This window comes from Intrasporangium flavum (genome assembly GCF_001956915.1).
In the GTDB taxonomy this organism is placed as follows: domain Bacteria; phylum Actinomycetota; class Actinomycetes; order Actinomycetales; family Dermatophilaceae; genus Monashia; species Monashia flava.
Window position 1 is genome coordinate 99,369 of sequence record NZ_MLJO01000012.1, and the last position, 20,214, is coordinate 119,582.

Here is a 20,214-nt window from a genome sequence, read left to right on the forward strand (position 1 = left end):
GACTTGCCAGCCCCCGCACGGTCGCGGGTCGGTGGCGAGCCCGAGGTCTCCGGGATCTCCCTGCGGCTCATCGCCGGCCTCGCCGCCGGTGTCCACGGCGCGGTGCACGCCACCGGGGCACAGCTCGACGTGTCCGTCGACAGCACGACGCCGCTGCGCACCGCGCTGAATGCCGCCGCCCTCGGCGACGCCCTGACCCACCAGCTCGTGCTCGCCGACGCCGCGGCCCTGACCGAGGCAGCCGAGGCAGCCGAAGCAGCCGAGCCGGCATCCGGCACGCCCGCCATCGCGGCAGTGGACGTCCTGGCCGACGCCGGCGCAGCGGGCCTCGTGCTCTCGGGCGTCGACGAGGCCCCCTCCCGCGCCCTGCGCGGGGCCGCCCGACGCGCCGGGCTCGCCCTCATCGACGTGCCGCTCGAGGCCGTCGCGACGTTCACCACCGAGGTGCTGAGCGCGATCCTGGCCCACCAGACCGCGACGCTGCGCCGGCTCGAGGACGCCGACCGGGCCCTCGTGCAGATCGTGCTCGCCGGCGGCTCCCTCGACGACCTCTGCGAGCAGGTCGTCGGCTTCCTCGACGGCGCGGCCATGGTCACGACCACCGACGGGCGCGTCATCGCCCGGGCCGGGTCGCAGCGCGAGCTCGAGCACGCCCTGTCGCTCGAGTGCTTCGACCGCACCGGGCGCCTGCTGACCGAGGCCGAGCCGATGGGCCCCCGCCCCGAGGGACCCACCTCCGACCGCGCCGCGGTGCGCATCGTCGCAGGTCATCTCGACCACGGCGTGCTCATGGCCTGCTGCAGCCATCGGCACCTCACGGCCGACGACGCCCGCCTGCTCGAGCGCGCCGCCACCGTGGCGGCCCTCGCCATCACCAAGGACCAGGCGGTGTCGGCCGTCGAGGGCAAGTACCGCGCCGAGTTCCTCCGCGACGCCCTGGCCGGGCGGGCGGGCAGCCCGGCCGACGCGGTCGCCCACGCCGCGTCGCTCGGTTGGGACATCGACCGGCCACTCGTGGTCGTCGTGGCCGAGACCGACGAGGACGACGACCGCACGACGCGCGACCCCGAGGAGGTGCGCTTCCTCCAGCAGCGCTTCGCCCGGGCCTGGACGCACGCCGTCGCGGTGCGCGACCCGCGCTCGCCCGTCATGGGGTTCAGCCGTGAGGTCGTCACCCTCGTCCCGGTGCCCGAGGGCGCCGACACCGACCGCGTCATGCGCGTCGTCGGCGACCTCGTGCGCGTCGTGCGGGGCGACGGCGGCGGTGGGCGTCGCAGCTTCTCGGCCGGCGTCTCCCGGCCCATCTCGTCGGCGGCCGGGCTCGCCCAGGCCTACGACGAGGCGCTGTCGGCCGTCACCGTCGGACGACAGATGCAGGGCGACGGCGCCCTCGCCCACGTCGACGGCCTCGGCATCTACCGGCTGCTCGCGCTCGTGCCCGACGGCGCCGACCTGCGCCGGTTCGTCCACGAGTCGCTGCGCGAGCTCGCCACCGACGACTCCGCCGAGAACGCCGGGCTGCGCGAGACCCTGCGCGTGCTTCTCGACACCAACCTCAACGTCGCCGAGACGGCCCGCATCCTCTTCTTCCACTACAACACGCTGCGCTACCGCATCGGCAAGCTCGAGAAGATGCTCGGCCCGTTCACCACCGACCCCGACCTGCGCCTCACCCTCGCGCTGGCCCTCAAGATCCACGCGATGCGCGGCATCTGAGGCCTCCGCCCCTACGGCACGACCTGCCAGAGGGGCTCCGTCGGCGTGTATCAACGTTTGACGAACGCAATCCCCTGACCCGGGAGTAGTTTTCGCCCATCCCGGAGTGGGACGTGACCCGCATCACGCATGCGGCAACCATAGGAGTCGGAATGGCTTTGGGCTGGAAACTGCACGGGGACGGAAAGACGCTGGGGCCCGACGACGTCGTCGCGCCCGACGAACGTCTCTCGTGGGGCAAGACGGTCGGGCTCGGCGCCCAGCACGTCGTCGCGATGTTCGGCGCGACGTTCGTCTTCCCCCTCGTCATGGGCCTCAACCCGCAGCTCGCGATCATGATGAGCGGCATCGCGACGATCTGCTTCCTGCTCATCGTCAACGGCAAGGTGCCGAGCTACCTCGGCACGTCGGCGAGCTTCGTCGGTGCCGTTGCGGCGATCCGCGCGCAGGGCGGCACGACCCAGGAGGTCACCGGCGCCATCCTCGTCGCGGGCCTCGTGCTCGCGCTCGTCGGCGTCGCGATCCACTTCCTCGGTTCGTCGGTGCTGCACAAAGTGCTGCCGCCGGTCGTCACCGGCGCGGTGGTCATGCTCATCGGCTTCAACCTGGCGCCGGTCGTGGCCGGCATCTACTGGCCGCAGGACCAGTGGGTGGCCCTGCTCGTCATGGCCTTCACCATCGTCTTCGCCGTGGCCTTCAAGGGCTTCATCTCGCGCATCGCGGTGTTCCTCGCCCTGATCTTCGGCTTCGTCATCTCGTGGCTGTTCGACAAGATGTTCGGCCAGATCACGTCCTACGACGCCGCGGCGGGCAAGGTCACGACGCACTTCCGCACGAACTTCTCCGGCGTCTCCGACGCGTCGTGGTTCGGCTTCCCGCCGCACACCGAGATGGTCGCCGGCAAGGAGGTCGTCGGATGGCACGCCCCCAGCTTCTCGGTCGCGGCGATCCTGCTCGTCCTCCCGGCCGTCATCGCGCTCATCGCCGAGAACACGGGCCACGTCAAGGCCGTCGCCGAGATGACGAAGAGCGACCTCGACCCGTACCTGGGCCGGGCCATCGCCGCCGACGGTGTCGGCACCGTCATCGCGAGCTCGGTCGGCGGCTCGCCGACCACGACGTACGCCGAGAACATCGGCGTCATGGCGGCCACCCGCGTCTACTCGACGGCCGCGTACTACGTGGCGGCCGTCGTCGCGATCCTCTTCGGCCTGTCGCCGAAGTTCGGTGCGCTCGTGTCGTCGGTGCCCGGCGGCGTGCTCGGCGGCATCACCGTCGTCCTCTACGGCATGATCGGCCTGCTCGGCGCGAAGATCTGGAAGGAGAACGGGGTCGACTTCGGCAACCCGATCAACCTCGTCCCGGTCTCCGCGGGCATCATCATCGGCATCGGCGGTGTGTCGCTGAAGTTCTCGGACAGCTTCGAGCTCGGCGGCATCGCCCTCGGCACGATCGTGGCCGTCGGCGCCTACCACCTGGCCCGTGCCGTCGCCCCGGCCGACCTGCGTGAACGGGCCGACGCCGCTGGAGGCACGATGATCTCGCTGGGCCAGCGCGAGGGGGACTACGGCGACGCCGACGGCGTCGACGACCTCTACCAGGACGCCCCGGGCGGCCCGGACCGTCGACACTGACGCTTCCCGCACGACACGCACGACCCGCGTGGCCCCCGACACCGTCGGGGGCCACGCCGTTTCCCCGCCCTCCCCGGCCGGCCAGGTCGCCCGGCCGGGCAGGCATCGGCAGCGCAACCCCGTTCCTTCGGCAGAACGTGCCAAAACCGACGGCACACCGATGCATCGGGATTCTCTGGTTCCACCCCCCAACGGAAGGCAGGATCGGTTCGGTGAAGCCCGCACCCTTCGTGCACCACGCACCGCGCTCCGTCGACGAGGCCGTCGCGGTGCTCGCGCAGGCCGGCCACGACGGCAAGGTCCTCGCCGGCGGCCAGAGCCTCGTGCCCGTCCTCAACATGCGCCTCGCCTCGCCCGGCCACCTCGTCGACGTCAACGGCATCCCGGGGCTCGACGGCATCGACGTCGCCCCCGACGCCGTCCGCGTCGGTGCGCTCGTGCGCCACCGCGGGCTCGAGCGCTCCGACGCCGCCGCGTCCGCGCTGCCGCTGCTGCGCCAGGCCGTCGTCAACGTCGCGCACCCGGCGATCCGCAACCGGGGCACGACGGTCGGCTCGCTGGCCCACGCCGACCCGGCGGGCGAGATGCCGTCGGTCCTGGCCCTGACCGGTGGCGTCATCGAGGCCGTCGGCCCCAACGGCGCGCGCGAGATCCCCTGGGACTCCTTCTTCCTCGGCCCGCTCGAGACCTCCCTCGAGCACGACGAGCTCGTCGTGGCGGCCCGGTTCGGCCGCTTCCCCGAGGGCACCCGCACCGCGTTCGCCGAGTCGGCGCGCCGGCACGGCGACTACGCCCTCGCCGGTGTGGGCGTGGCCGTGACGCTGAGCGACGGCGTCGTGTCCGCGGCGAGCGCGTCGTTCGTCTCCGTGACGCCGGTCCCCTCGGTCCTCGACCTCGGCGACGTCCTGAAGGGGCTCGAGCCGCGCACCGACGCGTGGACCGCCGCCCTGGACGACGTCGCCGACGCCGTCGGCGGGCACATCGAGCCGGACGGCGACATCCACGCCACCGCCGAGTACCGGCGGATGCTCGCGACCGAGCTGACCCGCCGCACCCTGACCACCGCCGTCACCGGCGCTCCGACCGCCAGCCCGACCGCCAGCCCGACCGCCAGCCCGAGCGAGGAGCCCGGCCGATGACCGACACCACGACATCCGACGCCGCCACCGGCGAGCAGCTGCACGACGTCTCGATCCGCGTCAACGGCGTCAGCCGCACCGCGTCGGTGCCGGCCCGGCGCCTGCTGTCGGACTTCCTCCGCCACGACCTGCGCCTCACCGGCACCCACGTCGGGTGCGAGCACGGCGTCTGCGGCGCCTGCACCGTCCTGGTCGACGGCGAGCCGATGCGCTCCTGCCTGATGTTCGCCGTCAGCGCCCAGGCCCACGAGGTCACGACGGTCGAGGGCCTGTGCACCGCGCCCGACGCCCGCGTCGCGCCCACCGGCGAGTCGATGAACCCGGTGCAGCAGGCGTTCGCCGAGTGCCACGGTCTCCAGTGCGGGTTCTGCACCCCCGGTTTCCTCACGACCGTGACCGCCTACCTCGAGGAGAACCCGGCACCGACGAGCGAGGAGGCGCGAGAGGCGATCTCGGGCAACCTGTGCCGCTGCACGGGCTACCAGAACATCGTCAAGAGCGTCCTGCGCGCCGCCGAGATCAAGGCTGAGCGCGCCGCCGAGCAGGCCCCCGGGGAGCACGCATGACGACCCAGATGTTCGGGGCCCCGGTCAAGCGCAAGGAGGACCCGCGCCTCGTCACCGGCGGCGGCCGCTACCTCGACGACCTCGGCCACGACGCGCTGGCCGCCGCGTTCGTGCGCAGCCCCTACGCCCACGCCGGTGTCGTCGACATCGACGCGTCCGATGCGATCGACGTCGACGGCGTCGTCGCCATCTACACGTGGGACGACCTGCCGGGCCGCGTCGGCGAGCCGCTGCCGCTGCTCATCCCGCACCCGACCCTGACCCACGGACGCACCGGCTACCCCCTGGCGCGCGACGAGGTCAACCACGTCGGCGAGCCGGTCGTCATGGTCGTGGCCACCGACCGCTACGTCGCCGAGGACGCCTGCGACCGCATCCGCGTCACCTACGACCAGCGTCCGGCCGTCGTCGGCATCGAGAACGCCCGCGACGGAGCGCTGCTCGTCCACGACGACGTGCCCGGCAACGTCGCCGCGAACATGCTGCAGACGGTCGGCGACGTCGACGCCGCAATGGCCTCGGCCCCGCACCGGCTGACCCTCGACCTCGACATCGAGCGCAGCGCCTGCATGCCGATGGAGGGCAAGGGCGTCTACGCGCGGTGGGACAACGAGAAGGGCGAGCTGCGGATGTACTCGTCCACGCAGACGTCGACCGGCGTGCGGGCGGCGGTCGCCGCCAAGCTCGACCTGCCGCTCGCCAAGGTCGAGTGCATCGCGCCCGACGTGGGCGGCGGCTTCGGCGTCAAGATCGTGCACCCGTGGCCCGAGGAGGTGCTCGTCCCCTGGGCCGCGCGCCTGCTGAACCAGCCGGTCAAGTGGGCCGAGGACCGCCGCGAGCACTTCATCGGCGCGGCGCACGAGCGCGGCCAGCTGCAGCGCATCGAGGTCGGGTTCGACGACGCCGGAAGGCTGCTCGCGCTCGACGTCAAGATCTGGCACGACAACGGCGCCTACACCCCGTACGGCATCATCGTGCCGATCATCACCTCGACCCAGCTGCTCGGGCCGTACAAGCCGGGCGCGTACCGCGTCGAGTTCTGGTCGCTCTACACCAACACCGTGCTCGTCACGCCGTACCGCGGCGCCGGCCGCCCGCAGGGCTGCTTCGCCATGGAGCGCACGATGGACGCCATCGCCGACGCCCTCGGCCTCGACCGCGCCGAGGTACGCTCGCGCAACTTCATCCTCCCCGAGGAGATGCCCTACGACCACGGCCTGCTCTTCCAGGACGGCCGCCCGCTCAGGTACGACTCCGGCGACTTCCCGGCGAGCCTGGCCAAGCTCAAGGCCCTCGTCGGCTGGGACGACTTCGCGCAGTACCGCGCGGCGGCCGAGGCCGAGGGACGCAAGGTCGGGCTCGGGATCGGCTGCTACGTCGAGGGAACCGGCGTCGGCCCCTACGAGGGCGGCCACATCCAGATCGAGACGAGCGGGCGCGTCAACGTGTCCACCGGGCTGACGTCGCAGGGCCAGGGACACGAGACCGTCTTCGCCCAGATCGTCGCCGAGGAGCTCGGCGTTCGCCTCGAGGACGTCCAAGTCACCACCGGCGACACCCGCAAGATGCCCTACGCCGTGGGCACCTTCGCCTCGCGGGCCGCGGTCATGAGCGGCAGCGCCATCGCCATCGGCGCCCGCAAGGTGCGCGAGAAGGCGCTGCGCATCGCGGCCGACGCGCTCGAGGTGTCGCCCGAGGACCTCGAGATCGTCGAGGGCGACGTGCGCGTCAAGGGCGCGCCGGGCACGTCGATGAGCCTCGGCACCGTGTCGGTGCTCTCGAACCCGCTGCGGTACGCCTTCGACGAGGCCGCCAAGGCCGCGACGCAGTTCGCCGGCACGTTTGACCCCGACAAGCCGCCCGTCGCCGAGGGCGAGGAACCCGGCCTCGAGGGCAAGGGCTTCTACTCCCCCACCCAGGCCACCTTCGCCAACGGCATGCACGCGGCGATCGTCGAGACCGACCCCGTCACCGCCGAGATCCGCATCCTGCGCTACTGCGTCATCCACGACTGCGGCACGATGATCAACCCGATGATCGTCGAGGGCCAGGTGCACGGCGGCGTGGCCCAGGGCGTCGGTGGAGCGCTCTACGAGCGGATGGTCTACGACGAGTCGGGACAGCTGCTCAACGCCTCCTTCATGGACTTCCTCGTGCCCTACGCGTCCGAGGTGCCGACCATCGAGGCCGACCACCTCGAGACCCCGTCGCCGCTGAACCCGTTGGGCATCAAGGGCGCCGGCGAGGCCGGGTGCATCCCGGTCACCGCCGTCATCGCGTCGGCCATCGAGGACGCCGAGGGCTTCCCGATCACCCGGATGCCGATCTCGCCCAACGACCTGTGGGAGCTGCGCCGCCGCCACGCCGCCGGCGACCTCCCCTCCCTGCACCGTTCCCCGCGCACCGTCACCGACGCCGGTGCGCCTGCCGACGTCCGAGCCCCCAAGGAGCCGACCGCATGAAGATCTCCGGATCCGCCACCCTCGCCGCGCCGCCGCAGCAGGTGTGGGACGCGTTCCACGACCCTGCGGTCCTCGCCCGCTGCCTGCCGGGCTGCGAGCGCCTCGTCGAGCTCGCGCCGCACACGTACGCCATGACGGTCACGGCCGGCGTCGCGGCGATCCGCGGCACCTACGACGGCGAGGTGTCGCTCGGCGACCCCGCCGCTCCCGACTCGTTCTCGATGCGCGCCAAGGGAGCCGGCGCCCCCGGCACGGTCGACGCCGACGTCGTCGTGCGCCTGGCCGCCTCCGCGGCCGGCGGCACCGACCTCACCTACGACGCCGACGCGTCGGTCGGCGGGCCGATCGGCGGCGTCGGGCAGCGGATGCTCGCCGGCGTCACGAAGAAGATGGCCGGCCAGTTCTTCACGGCCGTCGACGCCGACCTCGCTGGTGGCGGGGCCGCCGTGCCGGCGGGTGCTGCCGCACCCACGCCGACCGCGGCCGGGACCCCGTCGTGGGTGATGGGCAGTGACGTGGCGTCCACGGGTGCCCCTGCGAGCGGCCCCGGGGCGGTCTACGCGGGCCGGGCCGCCGCGTCCGGCGAGCCGTCGCGGATGCGCGACTTCGCCCTCGGCACCCTCGCGGGCGGCGCGATCGCGCTCGTGGGGGTCGTCGTCGGCTGGGCCATCGGGAGAGGATGAGGCATGCGCGCGTTCACCGCTGCGGCCGTGCAGGTCGCCCCCGTGCCGGCACCCCTGAGCGCCGACACGATCCGCACCAACGTCGAGCACTGCGTCGAGTGGACGCGTCGCTGCGTCGAGGCCACCGGCGCCGAGCTCGTCGTGCTGCCCGAGACCGCGACCACCGGCTTCACCCCCGGCTGCTCCAAGGAGGAACTGTGGGACCTCGTCGCCGAGATCCCCGGCCCGCTCACCGAGCCGGTGCAGGCCGTGGCCCGCGAGCTCGGCGTCCACGTGTGCCTCGGCACCTACGAGCGCGGCCCCGAGCGCGGCGTCGTGTACAACTCCTCGGTGCTCGTCGGCCCGTCCGGTGACGTGCTCGGGGTGTACCGCAAGACCCACCCGTTCTGCTCCGAGATCGTCAGCGGCGGCGGCTGGGTCACGCCGGGCGACACCGTGACCGTGTGCGACACCGACCTCGGCCGCATCGGCATGATCATCTGCTTCGACGGCGACTACCCCGAGCTGTCCCGCATCCAGGCCGTCCAGGGCGCCGAGGTCATCTGCCGGCCGTCGGCGCTGCTGCGCTCGGCCGACATCTGGGACCTCACGTCACGCGCCCGTGCCTACGACAACCACGTCTACGTAGTCGGGGCCAACGCCGTCGGCACCGACCCGGCCGGCGTGCTCTACTTCGGCAACAGCCACGTCGTCACGCCGGTCGGGCACGTCGTCGCCAAGGCCGCCACCCACGAGGGCTGGGTCACGGCTCGGCTCGACCCGGACGAGGCGCTGGCCTCGCTGACACCGGGCTCGAACGTCGGCCAGGCCTTCGACCACCTGCGGGACCGCAACCTCGACCTGATCCGCAACCACCGCGACGACCTCGAGCGCCCCGCCGCGACGTCGTTCCCGCACGCCCCGATCCACCGCGGCGAGGCCGGCTGAGGCGCCATCCCACCCGACGCGTCAGCCGCCCTCGAAGCGGCGCAGCAGCTCGCGGATGGCGGCCATCTCCTCGGCGAGCGCGTGCCGTCCGGCGCGGGTGATCGTGACCCACGTGCGCGGTCGCCTGCCGGCGTACCCCTTCTCGACGTGGACGAGCCCGCTGCCGGCGAGCACCTCGATGTGCCGGCCGAGGTTGCCGTCGGTGAGGCCGAGGTTGGACCTGAGGTAGGTGAAGTCGGCTCGGTCGGCCTCCGAGAGCAGGGCCAGGATGCCGAGGCGCGCCTTCTGGTGGACGACGTCGTCGAGCCGGCTCGTGGGGTGCGGCTCGTCCTCGCCGGACGCGCCGGACGCGTCGGCCACCTCGACCGGGTCGGCGGGCGTGGCGTCGCGCGGGGTCACGACGCCACCGGCTCGTGGCGCGAGGCGGTGCCACCTGCCCGGCGTCCGCGGAGGCCGACCCCGATGAGGACGAGGCCGAGGACGGCCATGACGACGAGGTCGGCCTGGACCACGGCGTGCACGGGCACGGCGTCGCCCGGACCCACGAGGCGGAGCAGGTCGCTGAAGCGGTTGGTGAAGAAGCCGAGGTGCGCGAGCGTCACGACGACGCAGAAGACGACGACCCACACGGCGAGCCTCCGATCACGGCGTCGCCGGGCGATGAGCAGCAGCGCGATGCCGATGAAGGCCGTCGGCGCCATGAACCCGACGATGCCGAACATCCCGACCATGCCCCACGCCGAGAACGGCAGGCCGAACGTGGCGATGAGGAGCAGTCCGACACCACCCGCGATCCAGGCCCCTGCGCCCGCCCCGGCACCGCGTCGGCGGCTCCGGACGGCGAACCACAGGCCGATGACGAGCAGGCCGGCGCCGCCGACCACGGCCCAGTAGTTGTCGGCGAACTGCGAGAACCACAGCTCGGCGTCGGTGCTGTCCCTCGACTGGCCGGGACCGAGGTCGGAGTAGAGGACGTTCTGCTCGACGTGGCTGACGGCCGCGTAGCCGAGCGTCAGCACGCCGAGGACGAGCAGCGGGATCTCGAGGCCCCGGGTGTCGCGGCGGGCCACCCGGCGCAGCTGCTCGGTGCGCGCGAGGACGTCCTCGGCGGCGGTGACCTCGTGCGGTCGAGGAGGCCGGGCGGGCTGGGTCGGCTGGGGGTGGGTCATCGACGCTTCCTTCCGCGGCGGGCGCCCCTGTGCGCCCGATGCGTCAACTCTGCATTGCAGAGTAGTCACGCGTCAAGAGTTCTCGCCAAGACCAAGCCGATGCCGCACGACCGTTGGTGCGCGACCGGCGTCCCCGGCCGGCGTGTCGGCGCTCGACACGCCGAGGTGCGGCGGGACGCGTCGGGCAACGGTCGTCCGGCGGGGGCGGTGTCAGCCCGAGCGGCGTCGGCCCGGGCCACCGCGCGGGGTGGCCCGGGCCCGCTCCCCCTCAGCTCGCGGGCCGCTCGCGGCCCACGCCCTGCGCCATCCCCCAGACCGCCGCCAGCAGGAGGGCGACGACGATCGCGATGACGAGCACGACGAGGCCCGAGGGGTTCTCCCAGAGCACGAGCACGAGGGCGCCGACGGCGAGCACCCCGCCGCCGACCGCCATCGTGTGGTGCGCCACGGTCGCGCCGACCGGCCCGCGGCTGAGCGAGCCCCACGAGCTGCGGGCGGCCGCGCCCACCCGGCGGCCGGCCCGGGCGATGCCGGCGCGGCGGCCGAGCAGGATCGCGACCACGGCGACGACGAGCGCGACGATGAAGACGAGGCGGATGCCGTCGCGCAGGAAGCGCGTCACGGTGTCGAAGACGTAGGCCGAGGCCTGCGGCGACATGACGTCGGTGGGCATCTGGTCGAGGTAGACCCCCCGGAGCACGACGAGCCCGATCCGCAGCACCACCAGCCCGATCGCGGTCCCGAGCGCCGCCCAGAGCAGCGTCTTGCGCCGGCGCCCCCGGGCCAGGGCGATGGCGCCGGCGAACGCCGCGAGCCCGATCCACGGCAACCAGGTCGCCACGGTGTTGAGCAGGCGGACGGCCTGCTGGGCCTTGTCGACGCCCTGGAGCCGAGCGATCTCGATCGTCGCCCCGACCGCCGGGATCTGGGAGGCGACGGTCAGCCCGGCCGCGACGAGGCGCGCCTTGACCGCCTCGATGATCGGACCGAGGTTGAGCAGCACGGCCCCGTTCGAGACCGTGACCGCGTTGCCCTGGTCCTCGCCCGTGAGGATGCCGACGAGCGAGTCGTGCGCGGTGCGGTTGGCTGCGGTCCAGAGGGTCGCGAACGCCTCGCTCGTCACCGCCCGGTGCACGACGGTCGAGATGAGGCCCGACACGGCGTTGACGATCGGGGCCTTGAGGCGCGCGGCCTCCGGCGGGAGCGCCTGCTCGACGAAGGCACCGACGTCCAGACGCGCCGCGATCTGCCGGTTGATCGCCGCCTCGACCGAGGCCTGCACGTCCGCGTTCGACGCGAGCGGTTCCATCGTCGCGACGTACCGGTCGGTGTTGAGCACCTGGTTGCGCGCCCAGATGGCCGGCACCGAGAGCGTCAGGCACAGGGCGCCGATGATGACGAGGATGACGGCGCCCGTCGTGCGGGCCGCCCGCCGGACCCGCACCGCCGTCGGCGACTCGAGCTCGGCGTTGCGGCGCCGGAGCCGCTCGATCTCGGCCTCGAGGGCTGCCACGTCGCTCGCGGACGCGGCGGCCACGGGGACGGCCCCCACCGGCACGTTCTCCACGGGCAGGGTCCCCACGGGCACCGTCGCCAGCGGGACGTCGGCCGTCGGGGAGGCCACGACCGGGACGTCCCCGTCGGGCACCGTCGACGCCGTCGGTCCGGTGGACACGGTGGGCACGGTCGGCGTGGTGGGCGCACCCCCGGCGGGCGTGCTTGCCGTCGGGCCGTCGCCCGTGGGCACGCTCCCCGTGGGCAGGTCCCCTGTCCGCACGTCGTGCACGGGTACCGGCTGCGTCGGTGGTGTGCTGTGGCCTGCGCCCACCGGTTCCTGGTCCGTGGTCATGTCCGGTCACCTTCCCCACGCTCGCGCGCCGCCCTCGCGGGCGCCCCTTCCGCGACCCACGGGTCCCTGCCGGCACGGCTGGTCTCTCGGGCCCACCATCGCGCCGGGCCCCGAGGGGCGCATCATGCTCCGGGGGTGAGGCGGACCCGCGCCGCTGCACGGACCATCGGGGTCATGCCCAGCGACGCCGACGGTCCGCGTCGGGGATCGACCCGGACGGGCCGGATCCTCGACCGGGGCCGGCACCTGCAGGCGCAGGCGGGCCGACGTCTCGAGACCGCCGGCGACGAGCACGCGTCGGTCCGGCTGCTGACCGACGCGCTCCGTGAGGACCGCGACACCGGTGGTGCCCTGCTCGCGGGCGCCCTCGCCTTCCGACTGTTCCTGTGGCTGCTGCCCGCGGCCCTCGTGATCGTCGCGCTCTTCGGCTTCTCGAGCCCGGAACAGGTGCGCAGCGGCGTCACCGAGGCCGGGCTCGGCGGCTTCATGGCCTCGACCATCTCGCAGGCGACGGCACAGGCCCACCAGGGCCGCTGGCTCCTGCTCCTCATCGGCGTCGTCGGCCTCTACTCGACGTCGGTCGACGTGGCACGGGCGATGTGGATCGGCACGCGGCTCGCGTGGCACCTGCCGGCCGCCCGGCTGCCCGGCCGGTCCCGGGCCGCGTCGGCCGTCGTCGTGTTCATGGTGCTCGCGATCGCCCTGACGCTCGCGGCGAACTGGCTGCGCTCGGTCGCCCTCACGGTCGGGGTGGTCGTCACGCTCGCCATGCTCGCCGCGTACACGCTCCTCGGCTGGTACGTGCTCAGCGTGCTGCCGCGACCGGCGGGGACCTCGGCGGTCGAGCTGCTGCCGGGCGCCCTGCTCGTGGGCGGCGGCCTGCAGGTGCTCCACCTCGTCAGCGTCTTCTTCCTCATGGGCCGCATCAGCAGCTCCTCCCAGCTCTACGGCGCCCTCGGCGCGGCCGCCACCGTGCTGCTCTGGACCTATCTGCTCGCCCGCGTGCTCATCGGCGCCTCGACCCTCAACCACACCCTCGCCCGCTACCGCGACGCGGCACGGCTGCCCTCCGGCGGCGACCACGTCACCGCGGTCACGCTGCGCAGCCTGCCCGCCCGGCTCCGGGCCGACTGGCGCGACATCGTGGCCCACGCCCACGGCGGGGGCGCCGCGAGCCCCGCCGGACGCGTCGCGGCCGGGACGGTCCGTCCTGACGGTTCTGCCGGGTCTGCCGGTGTGGAGGACGGGCAGGCCGCGACGCTCACCGTGTGGCGCTTCGAGTCCGAGGGCGGCGCCGAGGAGGCCGGCCACACGCTGCGCGAGCTCGAACGCCGGGGCGCCCTGCGCGTCCTCGACGCGGCCGTCGTCACGTGGCCCACCGACGCGCCCCGCCCGCGGGCCTCGCAGCTGTCGGCCAGTTCGGTGGGTGGCGCGCTCGGGGGCTCCTTCTGGGGCCTGCTCTTCGGCATCATCTTCTTCGCCCCGGTGCTGGGGCTCGCCGTCGGTGCGGCGGCCGGCGCGCTCGGCGGCTCGCTGCGGGAGGCGGGGATCGGCGAGGCCTTCATCCGGCAGGTGCGAGACGAGGTCACCCCGGGCACCTCGGCCCTCTTCCTCATGACCTCCGACGTCGTCGTCGACCAGGTCCGCGCGGCGTTCCTCGCCCACCACCCGACGCTGCTGCACACCAGCCTCACGCCGGAGCAGGACGCCGCGCTGCGCGAGTACTTCCGCGGCTGACCCGCCGGGCCGGCCCGACGCGTCAGCCCCGGGGTGCGGGACCGGCCGGCTCGGACGCCGCGGCCCAGTCGTAGACGACCGAGGTCCGCAGCAGGACGTCGACAGCGGAGCGGTTCTCGCGGCTGAACACGACCCAGAAGAGCAGGAGGGGCACGAGCACGCAGAGGAGCGCGCGCACGAGGGCGACGAGGGGCCGGATCCGCCGGCCGTGGGCGTCGACGACCCGCAGCCCGAGCACGCGGTCGCCGTAGGTGCGGCCCGTCGTCGCCCACGCGATGCCGAGGTAGCAGGTGAGGAGGGCGAGGAACGCGACGAGGAGCAGCCCGAATCCGGGGTCGGGGAAGGAGAAGCCCCGGGGACGCAGCAGGTAGGTGACCGCGACGACGCCGCCGTACCCGGCCGCGACGGCGACGACCGTCACCAGCCCGTCGACGACGCCGGCCAGCACCCGGGTGACGATCCCGGCCCGGTGGCCCTGCACCGACCTCGCCGCCGGCGGCACGGTGAGGCGCGCGATCGGCCCCCGGGCCGGGTCCACGGGCGGCTGCGCGGCCATGGTCGTCAGGGCGCGAGGCCCGGCGTGCCCGGATCGGGCCCGCCCCAGTCACGCCGGATCTGCGGGCGCGTCGGTGGGGTGCCGTCCTCCTCCTCGAAGACCGGGCCGGGCGCCCGCTCGGGCCGGTGCAGGAGCCGGTCGACGACGTGCGCCACCCGCTCGTCGGCGCCGATCCCCTGTCGGCGGACCTCGCGGACCCCCTCCGAGGCCATCGAGCCGGTGGAGCTGCGGATGATGCCGGGCAGGTCGATGCCCTCGACGACGAGCTCGGCCAGCGCGACGAGGTCGAGCTTGGCGATGACGGCGTCGACGTCGACCCGCTCGACGATGCCGTCGACGTCGATCCGGTCGACGATCTGCTGCAGGTCCACCCCGGCGACGATCGCGTCGATGTCGATCCGCTCGATGATCCGCTGCAGGTCCACCCCGGCGACGATGGCGTCGATGTCGATCCGCTCGATGATCTGCTGCAGGTCCACCCCGGCGACGATCGCGTCGATGTCGACCCGCTCGACGATGCCCTGCACGTCCACCCCGGCGACGATCGCGTCGACGTCGACGTGCTCGCGCACGACCGAGTTGAGGTCGACGAGGTCGAGCGCGGGCTCGACGACGCGGGGGGCCACCCGCCGGGCCGCCTCGTGGGCGCGTCTCGCTCCCTCGTGCCGCGCGTCCGCCCCCCGCGAGACCAGGTCGTCGACCCAGGAGACGGCCCGCAGCTGCCGGCCCAGGGCCAGCGGCACCCACGCGAGCGCCGTCAGCGGGCGCGCGAGCAGAGCCGCCAGCCGGGCCGTCCGGACGGCCTGCTCGACGACGACCACCGTGACGGCCACGACGCCGTCAGCGAGGTCGGTCGCCGTCCACGCGTGCGACCCTCCTCCGTCGTCGGGCACCGGTGGCGCCGCCGGGGAGACGGGCTCGTCAGGGGGTTCGATGAGCACGATCGTTCGCTCCTCACGACGACGGTGACGACCTCTCGATCCTGCGGCGTCCGGGTGCGGCCGCGCGTCATCCTCAGCGGGTGACCCGCCTCGTCGCCTGGGCGCCCAGACTGGGGCTGCCCCCACCGACCCACGAGCCAGCGGACGGAGGATCCGGCATGCCACGAGGACCATCCCGCCGTCGGATCGCCTCGGCCGCACCCGTGGCCCTCTTCGCGACCATGCTGGTCGCGGCCCTCCCGCTCGGCGCCTGCTCCGGCACCACGACGGGATCGGGCACGGCGGCGTCGGAGTCGCGACCGGTGGGCGGCTTCTCGAGCGTGGAGCTCGCCGGGATCGGCACGGTGCTCGTCGAGCCGGGACCGAAGGCGTCGGTCACCGTCGAGGCCGACGACAACGTCCTGCCGCTGCTCACCACCGACGTGTCGGGCGACACCCTCGTGCTCGGCACGGAGCCCGGGTCCTCGATCTCGCCGCGGACGCCGATCAGCTACCGGGTGAGCGCCACCGACCTCTCCGGCCTCCTCGTCAGCGGGTCGGGCGACATCAGCGCCACGGGGGCCTCCGGGCCGACGTTCGAGGTGGCCATCTCCGGCTCGGGCACGATCACGGCGGCCGGCACGACCGACCGGCTCTCCGTCGACATCTCCGGCTCGGGCGACTTCGCGGGCGGCTCCCTCTCGGCCCGTGACGTCGACGTCACGGTGTCCGGAAGCGGCAGCGCCCTCGTCCGCGCGAGCACCACCCTGCACGCGTCGATCAGCGGCAGCGGCGACGTGCGCTACGTCGGGGCACCCGCCGTGACGAAGGACGTCAGCGGCTCCGGCCAGGTCGTGAAGCAGTAGGGGGCCGTCAGCCAGGGGGTCGCGGCGCGCGCAGCCGGGCGGCCTGCGTCGTGAGGTGGCGACGCTCGGCGTCGTTCGTCGCCGTGGCGGCCGCCCGGGTGAGCAGCTCTGCGGCCGCGGCGTTCTCGCCGGCCATCTCGAGCAGCTGGCCACGCACGGCGAGCCACCGGTGTGTCGCGCCGAGGCGGTCCTCCACCTCGTCGACGACCTCGATGGCAGCCCGCGGGCCGTCGACCATCGCCACCGCGACCGCCCGGTTGAGCGTGACGACCGGGTTGCCCGTGACCTTCTCGAGGAGCCCGTAGAGGGTCAGGATCTCGGCCCAGTCGGTGTCGGCGGCAGTCGGCGCGCGGTCGTGCACCGCGGCGATCGCGGCCTGCAGCTGGTACTCCCCCACCGACCCGAGGGCCAGGGCCCGCGCGAGCACGCCGAGGCCCTCGGTCACGAGGCCGCGGTCCCAGCGCGAACGGTCCTGCTCGGGCAGCGGCACGAGCACCCCCGACGCGTCGCTGCGGGCGGGACTGCGCGCCTCGAGGAGGAGCATGAGCGCGAGCAGCCCGAGCGCCTCGGCGTGGTCGGGCGCAGCGGCCACGAGCATCCGCTGCAGCCGGATCGCCTCGCGGGACAGTTCAACCCGCTGCAGGTCGGCCCCTCGAGTGCCGGTGTAGCCCTCGTTGAAGAGCAGGTAGAGCACGTGCAGCGCGGACGCGAGCCGGGTGTCCAGCTCGTCGGGGGCGGGGCGGCGGAACGGCTCGCCGGACGCGCGGATCGTGGCCTTGGCGCGGCTGATCCGCTGGGCCGTCGTCGCCTCGGGCACGAGGAAGGCACGCGCGATCTCGGCGGTCGTCAGGCCGCCGACGGCCCTCAGCGTCAGCGCGATCGCAGACGCCGGGGTCAGCGTCGGGTGGCAGCACATGAGCAGCAGGGTGAGGCTGTCGTCGTGGTCGACGGCGTCGGTCGCGGGTACCTGCCAGTCGACGGCCCGCGCCTCGCGGTCGCGCCGGGCGCTGTCGCTGCGCCACTGGTCGACGAGCCGGCGAGAGGCCGCGCGGACCAGCCACGCGCGGGGCTCGTCGGGCAGGCCGTCGACGGGCCAGTGCCGCGACGCCGCGAGCAGGGCCTCCTGCACGGCGTCCTCGGCGGAGTCGAAGTCGCCGAATCGGCGGCTGAGGATGCCGACGACCTGCGGCGCGAGGGTGCGCAGCAGGTCCTCGAGCGGCGGCGTGCTCAGCGGGTCGAGCCCGCCGTGCGCAGGAAGGCGTCCATCTGCTCGGTGTCCGCGGGTGCCTGCTCCATGACCCGCCGCACGTGGATCGGCTGCTGCGTCGGGCGGCCCCCGCGCCCCGGGACGGCCGAGACCCGGGCCGCGATCTCGAGGGCGCGCTCCTCGGTGTCGACCTCGACGACCTGGAAGCCGGCGAGCCACTCCTTGAACTCCTGGAACGGGCCGTCGGTGACGACCGGCGCGCCACCGTCGGACGTGACGATCTTGGCGAGGTCGGGACCGGTGAGGATCGTCGCGTCGACGAGCTCGCCGTTCGCGACGAGCTCGTCGTTGAGGGCCGCGTAGTAGTCGAGGTGGGCCTGGACCTCGGCCGGCTCCCACTCCGACATCGGGGTCTCGTCCGGGCCCGACTGGAAGTCGACGCCGATGAGGTACTTGGCCATGGTGCTCTCCTTCGTGTGCGGCGTGCCCAGCGTGGCACGCTCACCCCCTCGACGGAGCCGAGGGCGCGACCTCGACATCCGGCCGGGGGTGGCGACCACGACTGTCGAGGGTTGACGCCGGGACCCGGTCCTGTTGGCAGCATGTGCCAACGCCCCGGCCCCCGCTCCCTCGGTTGAATCCTGACCATGACAGCAGCGACCCCAGCGGCGTCCACCGGCCCGGACGCGTCGACCCGTCGGCGCCTCCGCATCGGGATCGACACCGGCGGCACGTTCACCGACGTCGTCGCCCTCGACGAGGACTCGGGCGAGCTCGTCACGACGAAGACGCCCTCGACGCCGGGCAACCCGGCCGACGGGTTCCTCGCCGGCGTCCGCAAGGTGCTCGACCTCATGGGCGCGAGCGGCGACGACATCACGGCCGTCTCGCACGGCACCACCGTCGCGACGAACAAGCTGCTCGAGGGCAAGGTCGAGGCGCTCGGCTTCGTCACGACCGAGGGCTACGAGTTCATCCTCGAGATCGCCCGCCAGGCGGTGCCGGACGGCTACGGCAACTCCTACTTCTGGGTCAAGCCGCCGCGCATCGTCCCGGCCGACTACGTCAAGACGGTCGGCGGCCGGATGGACTTCGAGGGCAACGAGATCCGCCCGTTCGACGAGGACGGCGCCGTCGCCGTCGCGCGCTGGTTCAAGGAGCGCGGCATCACGACGATCGGCGTCTGTCTGCTGCACTCGTACGCCGATGACAGCCACGAGCTCGCGATGCGCGAGGTGCTGAGCCGCGAGCACCCCGACGCGGTGGTGTCGATCAGCTCGGAGGTGCTGCGCGAGTACCGCGAGTACGAGCGCTCCATGACGACGCTCGTCGACGCCGCCGTCAAGCCCAACGTCAGCCGGTACGTCGCCAACATCCACCAGCGCCTCGACGAGTTCGTCGACAGCAGCGAGAAGCTGCCGTTCTACATCATGAAGTCCAACGGCGGCGTGCTCTCGGCCGACGAGGTCGTGCACCAGCCGATCACCACGGTGCTGTCCGGCCCGGCGGCCGGGGCGCTGGGTGCCGGCCTCATCGCGAGCCGCGCCGGCTTCGACAAGGTGCTCACCTGCGACGGCGGCGGCACGTCCACCGACGTCTCCGTCGTCCTCGGCGGCGAGCCCACCCTGACGACCGAGGGCAGCGTCGGCGCCTACCCGAGCAAGATCCCGATGATCGACGTCGTCACCGTCGGCGCCGGCGGGGGCTCCATCGCGTGGATCTCCCCCGAGGGCTCGCTCAAGGTCGGGCCGCAGTCCGCGGGCGCCGACCCCGGGCCGCTCTGCTACGCCAAGGGTGGCACCGAGCCGACGATCACCGACGCGCACGTCACCCTCGGTCGGATCCCCCCGCACCTGCTCGGCGGCGAGATCCCCCTCGACGTCGACGCGGCCCGGGCCGGCGTCACGGCCCTCGCCGAGCGCCTCGGCCTCGACTTCGAGCGCTGCGCGACCGGCATCCTCGAGATCTCGGCGTGGAACCAGGCCAACGCCCTGCGCCAGGTCAGCGTCAAGCGCGGCCTCGACGTGCGCGACTTCATGCTCGCGACCTTCGGCGGGTCCGGCTCGCTGCTCGCCTGCCGCCTCGTCGACATCCTCGGCCTCGCCGGGGTCGTCGTGCCGCAGAACCCCGGCAACGTGTCGGCGTTCGGGTTGCTGACGGTCGACGTCAAGAACGACTACGTGCAGACCTCCGTGTCGCGGCACGCGTCGCTCGACCACGCCGCCGTGCAGAAGACGTTCGACGACCTGACGGCCAAGGCCGCGAGCGCCCTTGACTCCGAGGGCTTCCCGACCGAGGCGCATCGCTACACGCGCACCGTCGACCTCCGGTACTTCGGCCAGGCCTACGAGGTGCGCGTCGCCGCACCCGAGGGCGACGTCACCGAGGCGTTCGCCGCCGACGTGGCCGCGCGCTTCCACGACGAGCACCGGGCCCTGTACGGCTACGACTTCCGGAACGACCCGAGCCAGCAGGTCGAGTGGGTCAACCTCCGCGTCACCGGCGTCGGCCCGATCACCCGCCCCGAGCTGCGCGAGCTCGAGCCCGCCGAGGGCGCCCCCGACGTGCGGGAGCGCGCCCACCGCTCGGTGCGGCCGGTGTGCTTCGACGCCGACGCCGGCTACGTCGACACCGACGTGTGGTGGCGCCCCGACCTGCGGGCCGGCGACACCGTGCACGGCCCTGCGATCGTCGAGGAGTTCGGCTCGACGGTCCCCGTCCACCCCGGCTTCGTCGTGCGCGTCGACGCGCTCGGCAACCTCGTCATCACCAAGGAGGCCTGA

17 protein-coding genes are annotated in these 20,214 nt (G+C 73.5%); 10 read left to right on the plus strand and 7 right to left on the minus strand.

Translation table 11 applies throughout. The annotated features are described in order from the left end of the window. Positions 1–3: 3 nt before the first annotated feature. The 7 genes from BIV28_RS10250 to BIV28_RS10280 all read left to right on the plus strand — a co-directional run bounded on the left by BIV28_RS10250 (position 4) and on the right by BIV28_RS10280 (position 9,127). The gene (locus tag BIV28_RS10250) at positions 4–1,716 is read left to right on the plus strand and encodes a PucR family transcriptional regulator (protein WP_242652888.1); all 1,713 of its coding nucleotides are present in this window, start codon (positions 4–6) and stop codon (positions 1,714–1,716) included. A gap of 152 nt (positions 1,717–1,868) precedes the next feature. Further along, positions 1,869–3,350, plus strand: a complete 1,482-nt coding sequence (locus BIV28_RS10255; RefSeq protein ID WP_076261563.1) for a uracil-xanthine permease family protein — start codon at positions 1,869–1,871, stop codon at positions 3,348–3,350. A gap of 212 nt (positions 3,351–3,562) precedes the next feature. Further along, positions 3,563–4,489 (plus strand): FAD binding domain-containing protein, encoded by a 927-nt coding sequence (locus tag BIV28_RS10260; protein ID WP_076261564.1) that lies wholly within the window; start codon positions 3,563–3,565, stop codon positions 4,487–4,489. After that, positions 4,486–5,055, plus strand: coding sequence for a (2Fe-2S)-binding protein (locus BIV28_RS10265; protein WP_076261566.1), 570 nt, complete (start codon positions 4,486–4,488; stop codon positions 5,053–5,055). The genes BIV28_RS10260 and BIV28_RS10265 overlap by 4 nt, the downstream gene beginning before the upstream one ends. Next, the gene (gene cutA, locus BIV28_RS10270; protein WP_076261567.1) at positions 5,052–7,517 is read left to right on the plus strand and encodes an aerobic carbon-monoxide dehydrogenase large subunit; all 2,466 of its coding nucleotides are present in this window, start codon (positions 5,052–5,054) and stop codon (positions 7,515–7,517) included. The genes BIV28_RS10265 and cutA overlap by 4 nt, the downstream gene beginning before the upstream one ends. Then, the gene (locus BIV28_RS10275) at positions 7,514–8,200 is read left to right on the plus strand and encodes an SRPBCC family protein (protein WP_076261569.1); all 687 of its coding nucleotides are present in this window, start codon (positions 7,514–7,516) and stop codon (positions 8,198–8,200) included. The genes cutA and BIV28_RS10275 overlap by 4 nt, the downstream gene beginning before the upstream one ends. 3 nt (positions 8,201–8,203) lie before the next feature. Then, entirely contained in the window at positions 8,204–9,127 is a 924-nt protein-coding gene (locus BIV28_RS10280) for a carbon-nitrogen hydrolase family protein (protein WP_076261570.1), read from the plus strand. 21 nt (positions 9,128–9,148) lie between these two features. On the opposite strand, the gene BIV28_RS10285 is transcribed toward BIV28_RS10280, so the two are convergent. The 3 genes from BIV28_RS10285 to BIV28_RS10295 form a co-directional block, all read right to left on the minus strand. Continuing rightward, positions 9,149–9,526 (minus strand): winged helix-turn-helix domain-containing protein, encoded by a 378-nt coding sequence (locus tag BIV28_RS10285; RefSeq protein WP_242652890.1) that lies wholly within the window; start codon positions 9,524–9,526, stop codon positions 9,149–9,151. Next, a complete protein-coding gene (locus BIV28_RS10290) occupies positions 9,523–10,296 on the minus strand; it encodes a hypothetical protein (RefSeq protein ID WP_076261572.1) in 774 nt (257 codons plus the stop codon). Before BIV28_RS10290 ends, BIV28_RS10285 begins: the two co-directional genes overlap by 4 nt. 268 nt (positions 10,297–10,564) lie before the next feature. Continuing rightward, positions 10,565–11,971: a hypothetical protein gene (locus tag BIV28_RS10295; RefSeq protein WP_207555908.1), complete on the minus strand. Its 1,407-nt coding sequence runs from the start codon at positions 11,969–11,971 to the stop codon at positions 10,565–10,567. A gap of 348 nt (positions 11,972–12,319) precedes the next feature. Between BIV28_RS10295 and BIV28_RS19730 the strand changes: the two genes are divergently transcribed. Further along, positions 12,320–13,882 carry a YhjD/YihY/BrkB family envelope integrity protein gene (locus tag BIV28_RS19730; RefSeq protein WP_083707227.1) on the plus strand — a complete coding sequence of 521 codons (1,563 nt, stop codon included), beginning with the start codon at positions 12,320–12,322 and terminating at the stop codon, positions 13,880–13,882. 22 nt (positions 13,883–13,904) lie between these two features. Here the strand turns inward: BIV28_RS19730 and BIV28_RS10310 are convergent, their stop codons facing one another. Together BIV28_RS10310 and BIV28_RS10315 are read right to left on the minus strand one after the other, a co-directional pair. Beyond that, complete coding sequence (locus BIV28_RS10310; RefSeq protein WP_083707228.1) at positions 13,905–14,438, minus strand: RDD family protein; 534 nt, start codon at positions 14,436–14,438, stop codon at positions 13,905–13,907. Positions 14,439–14,443: 5 nt separating this feature from the next. Further along, complete coding sequence (locus tag BIV28_RS10315) at positions 14,444–15,379, minus strand: hypothetical protein (RefSeq protein WP_076261575.1); 936 nt, start codon at positions 15,377–15,379, stop codon at positions 14,444–14,446. Between the two features lie 158 nt (positions 15,380–15,537). Here BIV28_RS10315 and BIV28_RS10320 point away from each other — a divergent pair, with 158 nt between their 5' ends. Then, positions 15,538–16,224 carry a head GIN domain-containing protein gene (locus BIV28_RS10320; RefSeq protein WP_083707229.1) on the plus strand — a complete coding sequence of 229 codons (687 nt, stop codon included), beginning with the start codon at positions 15,538–15,540 and terminating at the stop codon, positions 16,222–16,224. 7 nt (positions 16,225–16,231) lie between these two features. Here BIV28_RS10320 and BIV28_RS10325 read toward each other — a convergent pair whose 3' ends face one another. Further along, positions 16,232–17,455 carry an RNA polymerase sigma factor gene (locus BIV28_RS10325; RefSeq protein ID WP_076261661.1) on the minus strand — a complete coding sequence of 408 codons (1,224 nt, stop codon included), beginning with the start codon at positions 17,453–17,455 and terminating at the stop codon, positions 16,232–16,234. Next, complete coding sequence (locus BIV28_RS10330) at positions 17,452–17,892, minus strand: YciI family protein (protein WP_076261663.1); 441 nt, start codon at positions 17,890–17,892, stop codon at positions 17,452–17,454. Before BIV28_RS10330 ends, BIV28_RS10325 begins: the two co-directional genes overlap by 4 nt. Positions 17,893–18,078: 186 nt before the next feature. Here BIV28_RS10330 and BIV28_RS10335 point away from each other — a divergent pair, with 186 nt between their 5' ends. After that, positions 18,079–20,214 carry a hydantoinase/oxoprolinase family protein gene (locus BIV28_RS10335; protein ID WP_076261578.1) on the plus strand — a complete coding sequence of 712 codons (2,136 nt, stop codon included), beginning with the start codon at positions 18,079–18,081 and terminating at the stop codon, positions 20,212–20,214.

Excerpts from the sequence above, each read along its gene's own strand:
- BIV28_RS10280 (WP_076261570.1), top strand. The coding sequence starts at position 8,204 with ATGCGCGCGTTCACCGCTGCGGCCGTGCAGGTCGCCCCCGTGCCGGCA.
- BIV28_RS10275 (WP_076261569.1), top strand. The coding sequence starts at position 7,514 with ATGAAGATCTCCGGATCCGCCACCCTCGCCGCGCCGCCGCAGCAGGTG.
- BIV28_RS10310 (WP_083707228.1), bottom strand. The coding sequence starts at position 14,438 with ATGGCCGCGCAGCCGCCCGTGGACCCGGCCCGGGGGCCGATCGCGCGC.
- BIV28_RS10255 (WP_076261563.1), top strand. The coding sequence starts at position 1,869 with ATGGCTTTGGGCTGGAAACTGCACGGGGACGGAAAGACGCTGGGGCCC.
- BIV28_RS19730 (WP_083707227.1), top strand. The coding sequence starts at position 12,320 with ATGCCCAGCGACGCCGACGGTCCGCGTCGGGGATCGACCCGGACGGGC.
- BIV28_RS10320 (WP_083707229.1), top strand. The coding sequence starts at position 15,538 with ATGCCACGAGGACCATCCCGCCGTCGGATCGCCTCGGCCGCACCCGTG.
- BIV28_RS10335 (WP_076261578.1), top strand. The coding sequence starts at position 18,079 with ATGACAGCAGCGACCCCAGCGGCGTCCACCGGCCCGGACGCGTCGACC.
- BIV28_RS10330 (WP_076261663.1), bottom strand. The coding sequence starts at position 17,892 with ATGGCCAAGTACCTCATCGGCGTCGACTTCCAGTCGGGCCCGGACGAG.
- BIV28_RS10265 (WP_076261566.1), top strand. The coding sequence starts at position 4,486 with ATGACCGACACCACGACATCCGACGCCGCCACCGGCGAGCAGCTGCAC.
- BIV28_RS10290 (WP_076261572.1), bottom strand. The coding sequence starts at position 10,296 with ATGACCCACCCCCAGCCGACCCAGCCCGCCCGGCCTCCTCGACCGCAC.
- cutA (WP_076261567.1), top strand. The coding sequence starts at position 5,052 with ATGACGACCCAGATGTTCGGGGCCCCGGTCAAGCGCAAGGAGGACCCG.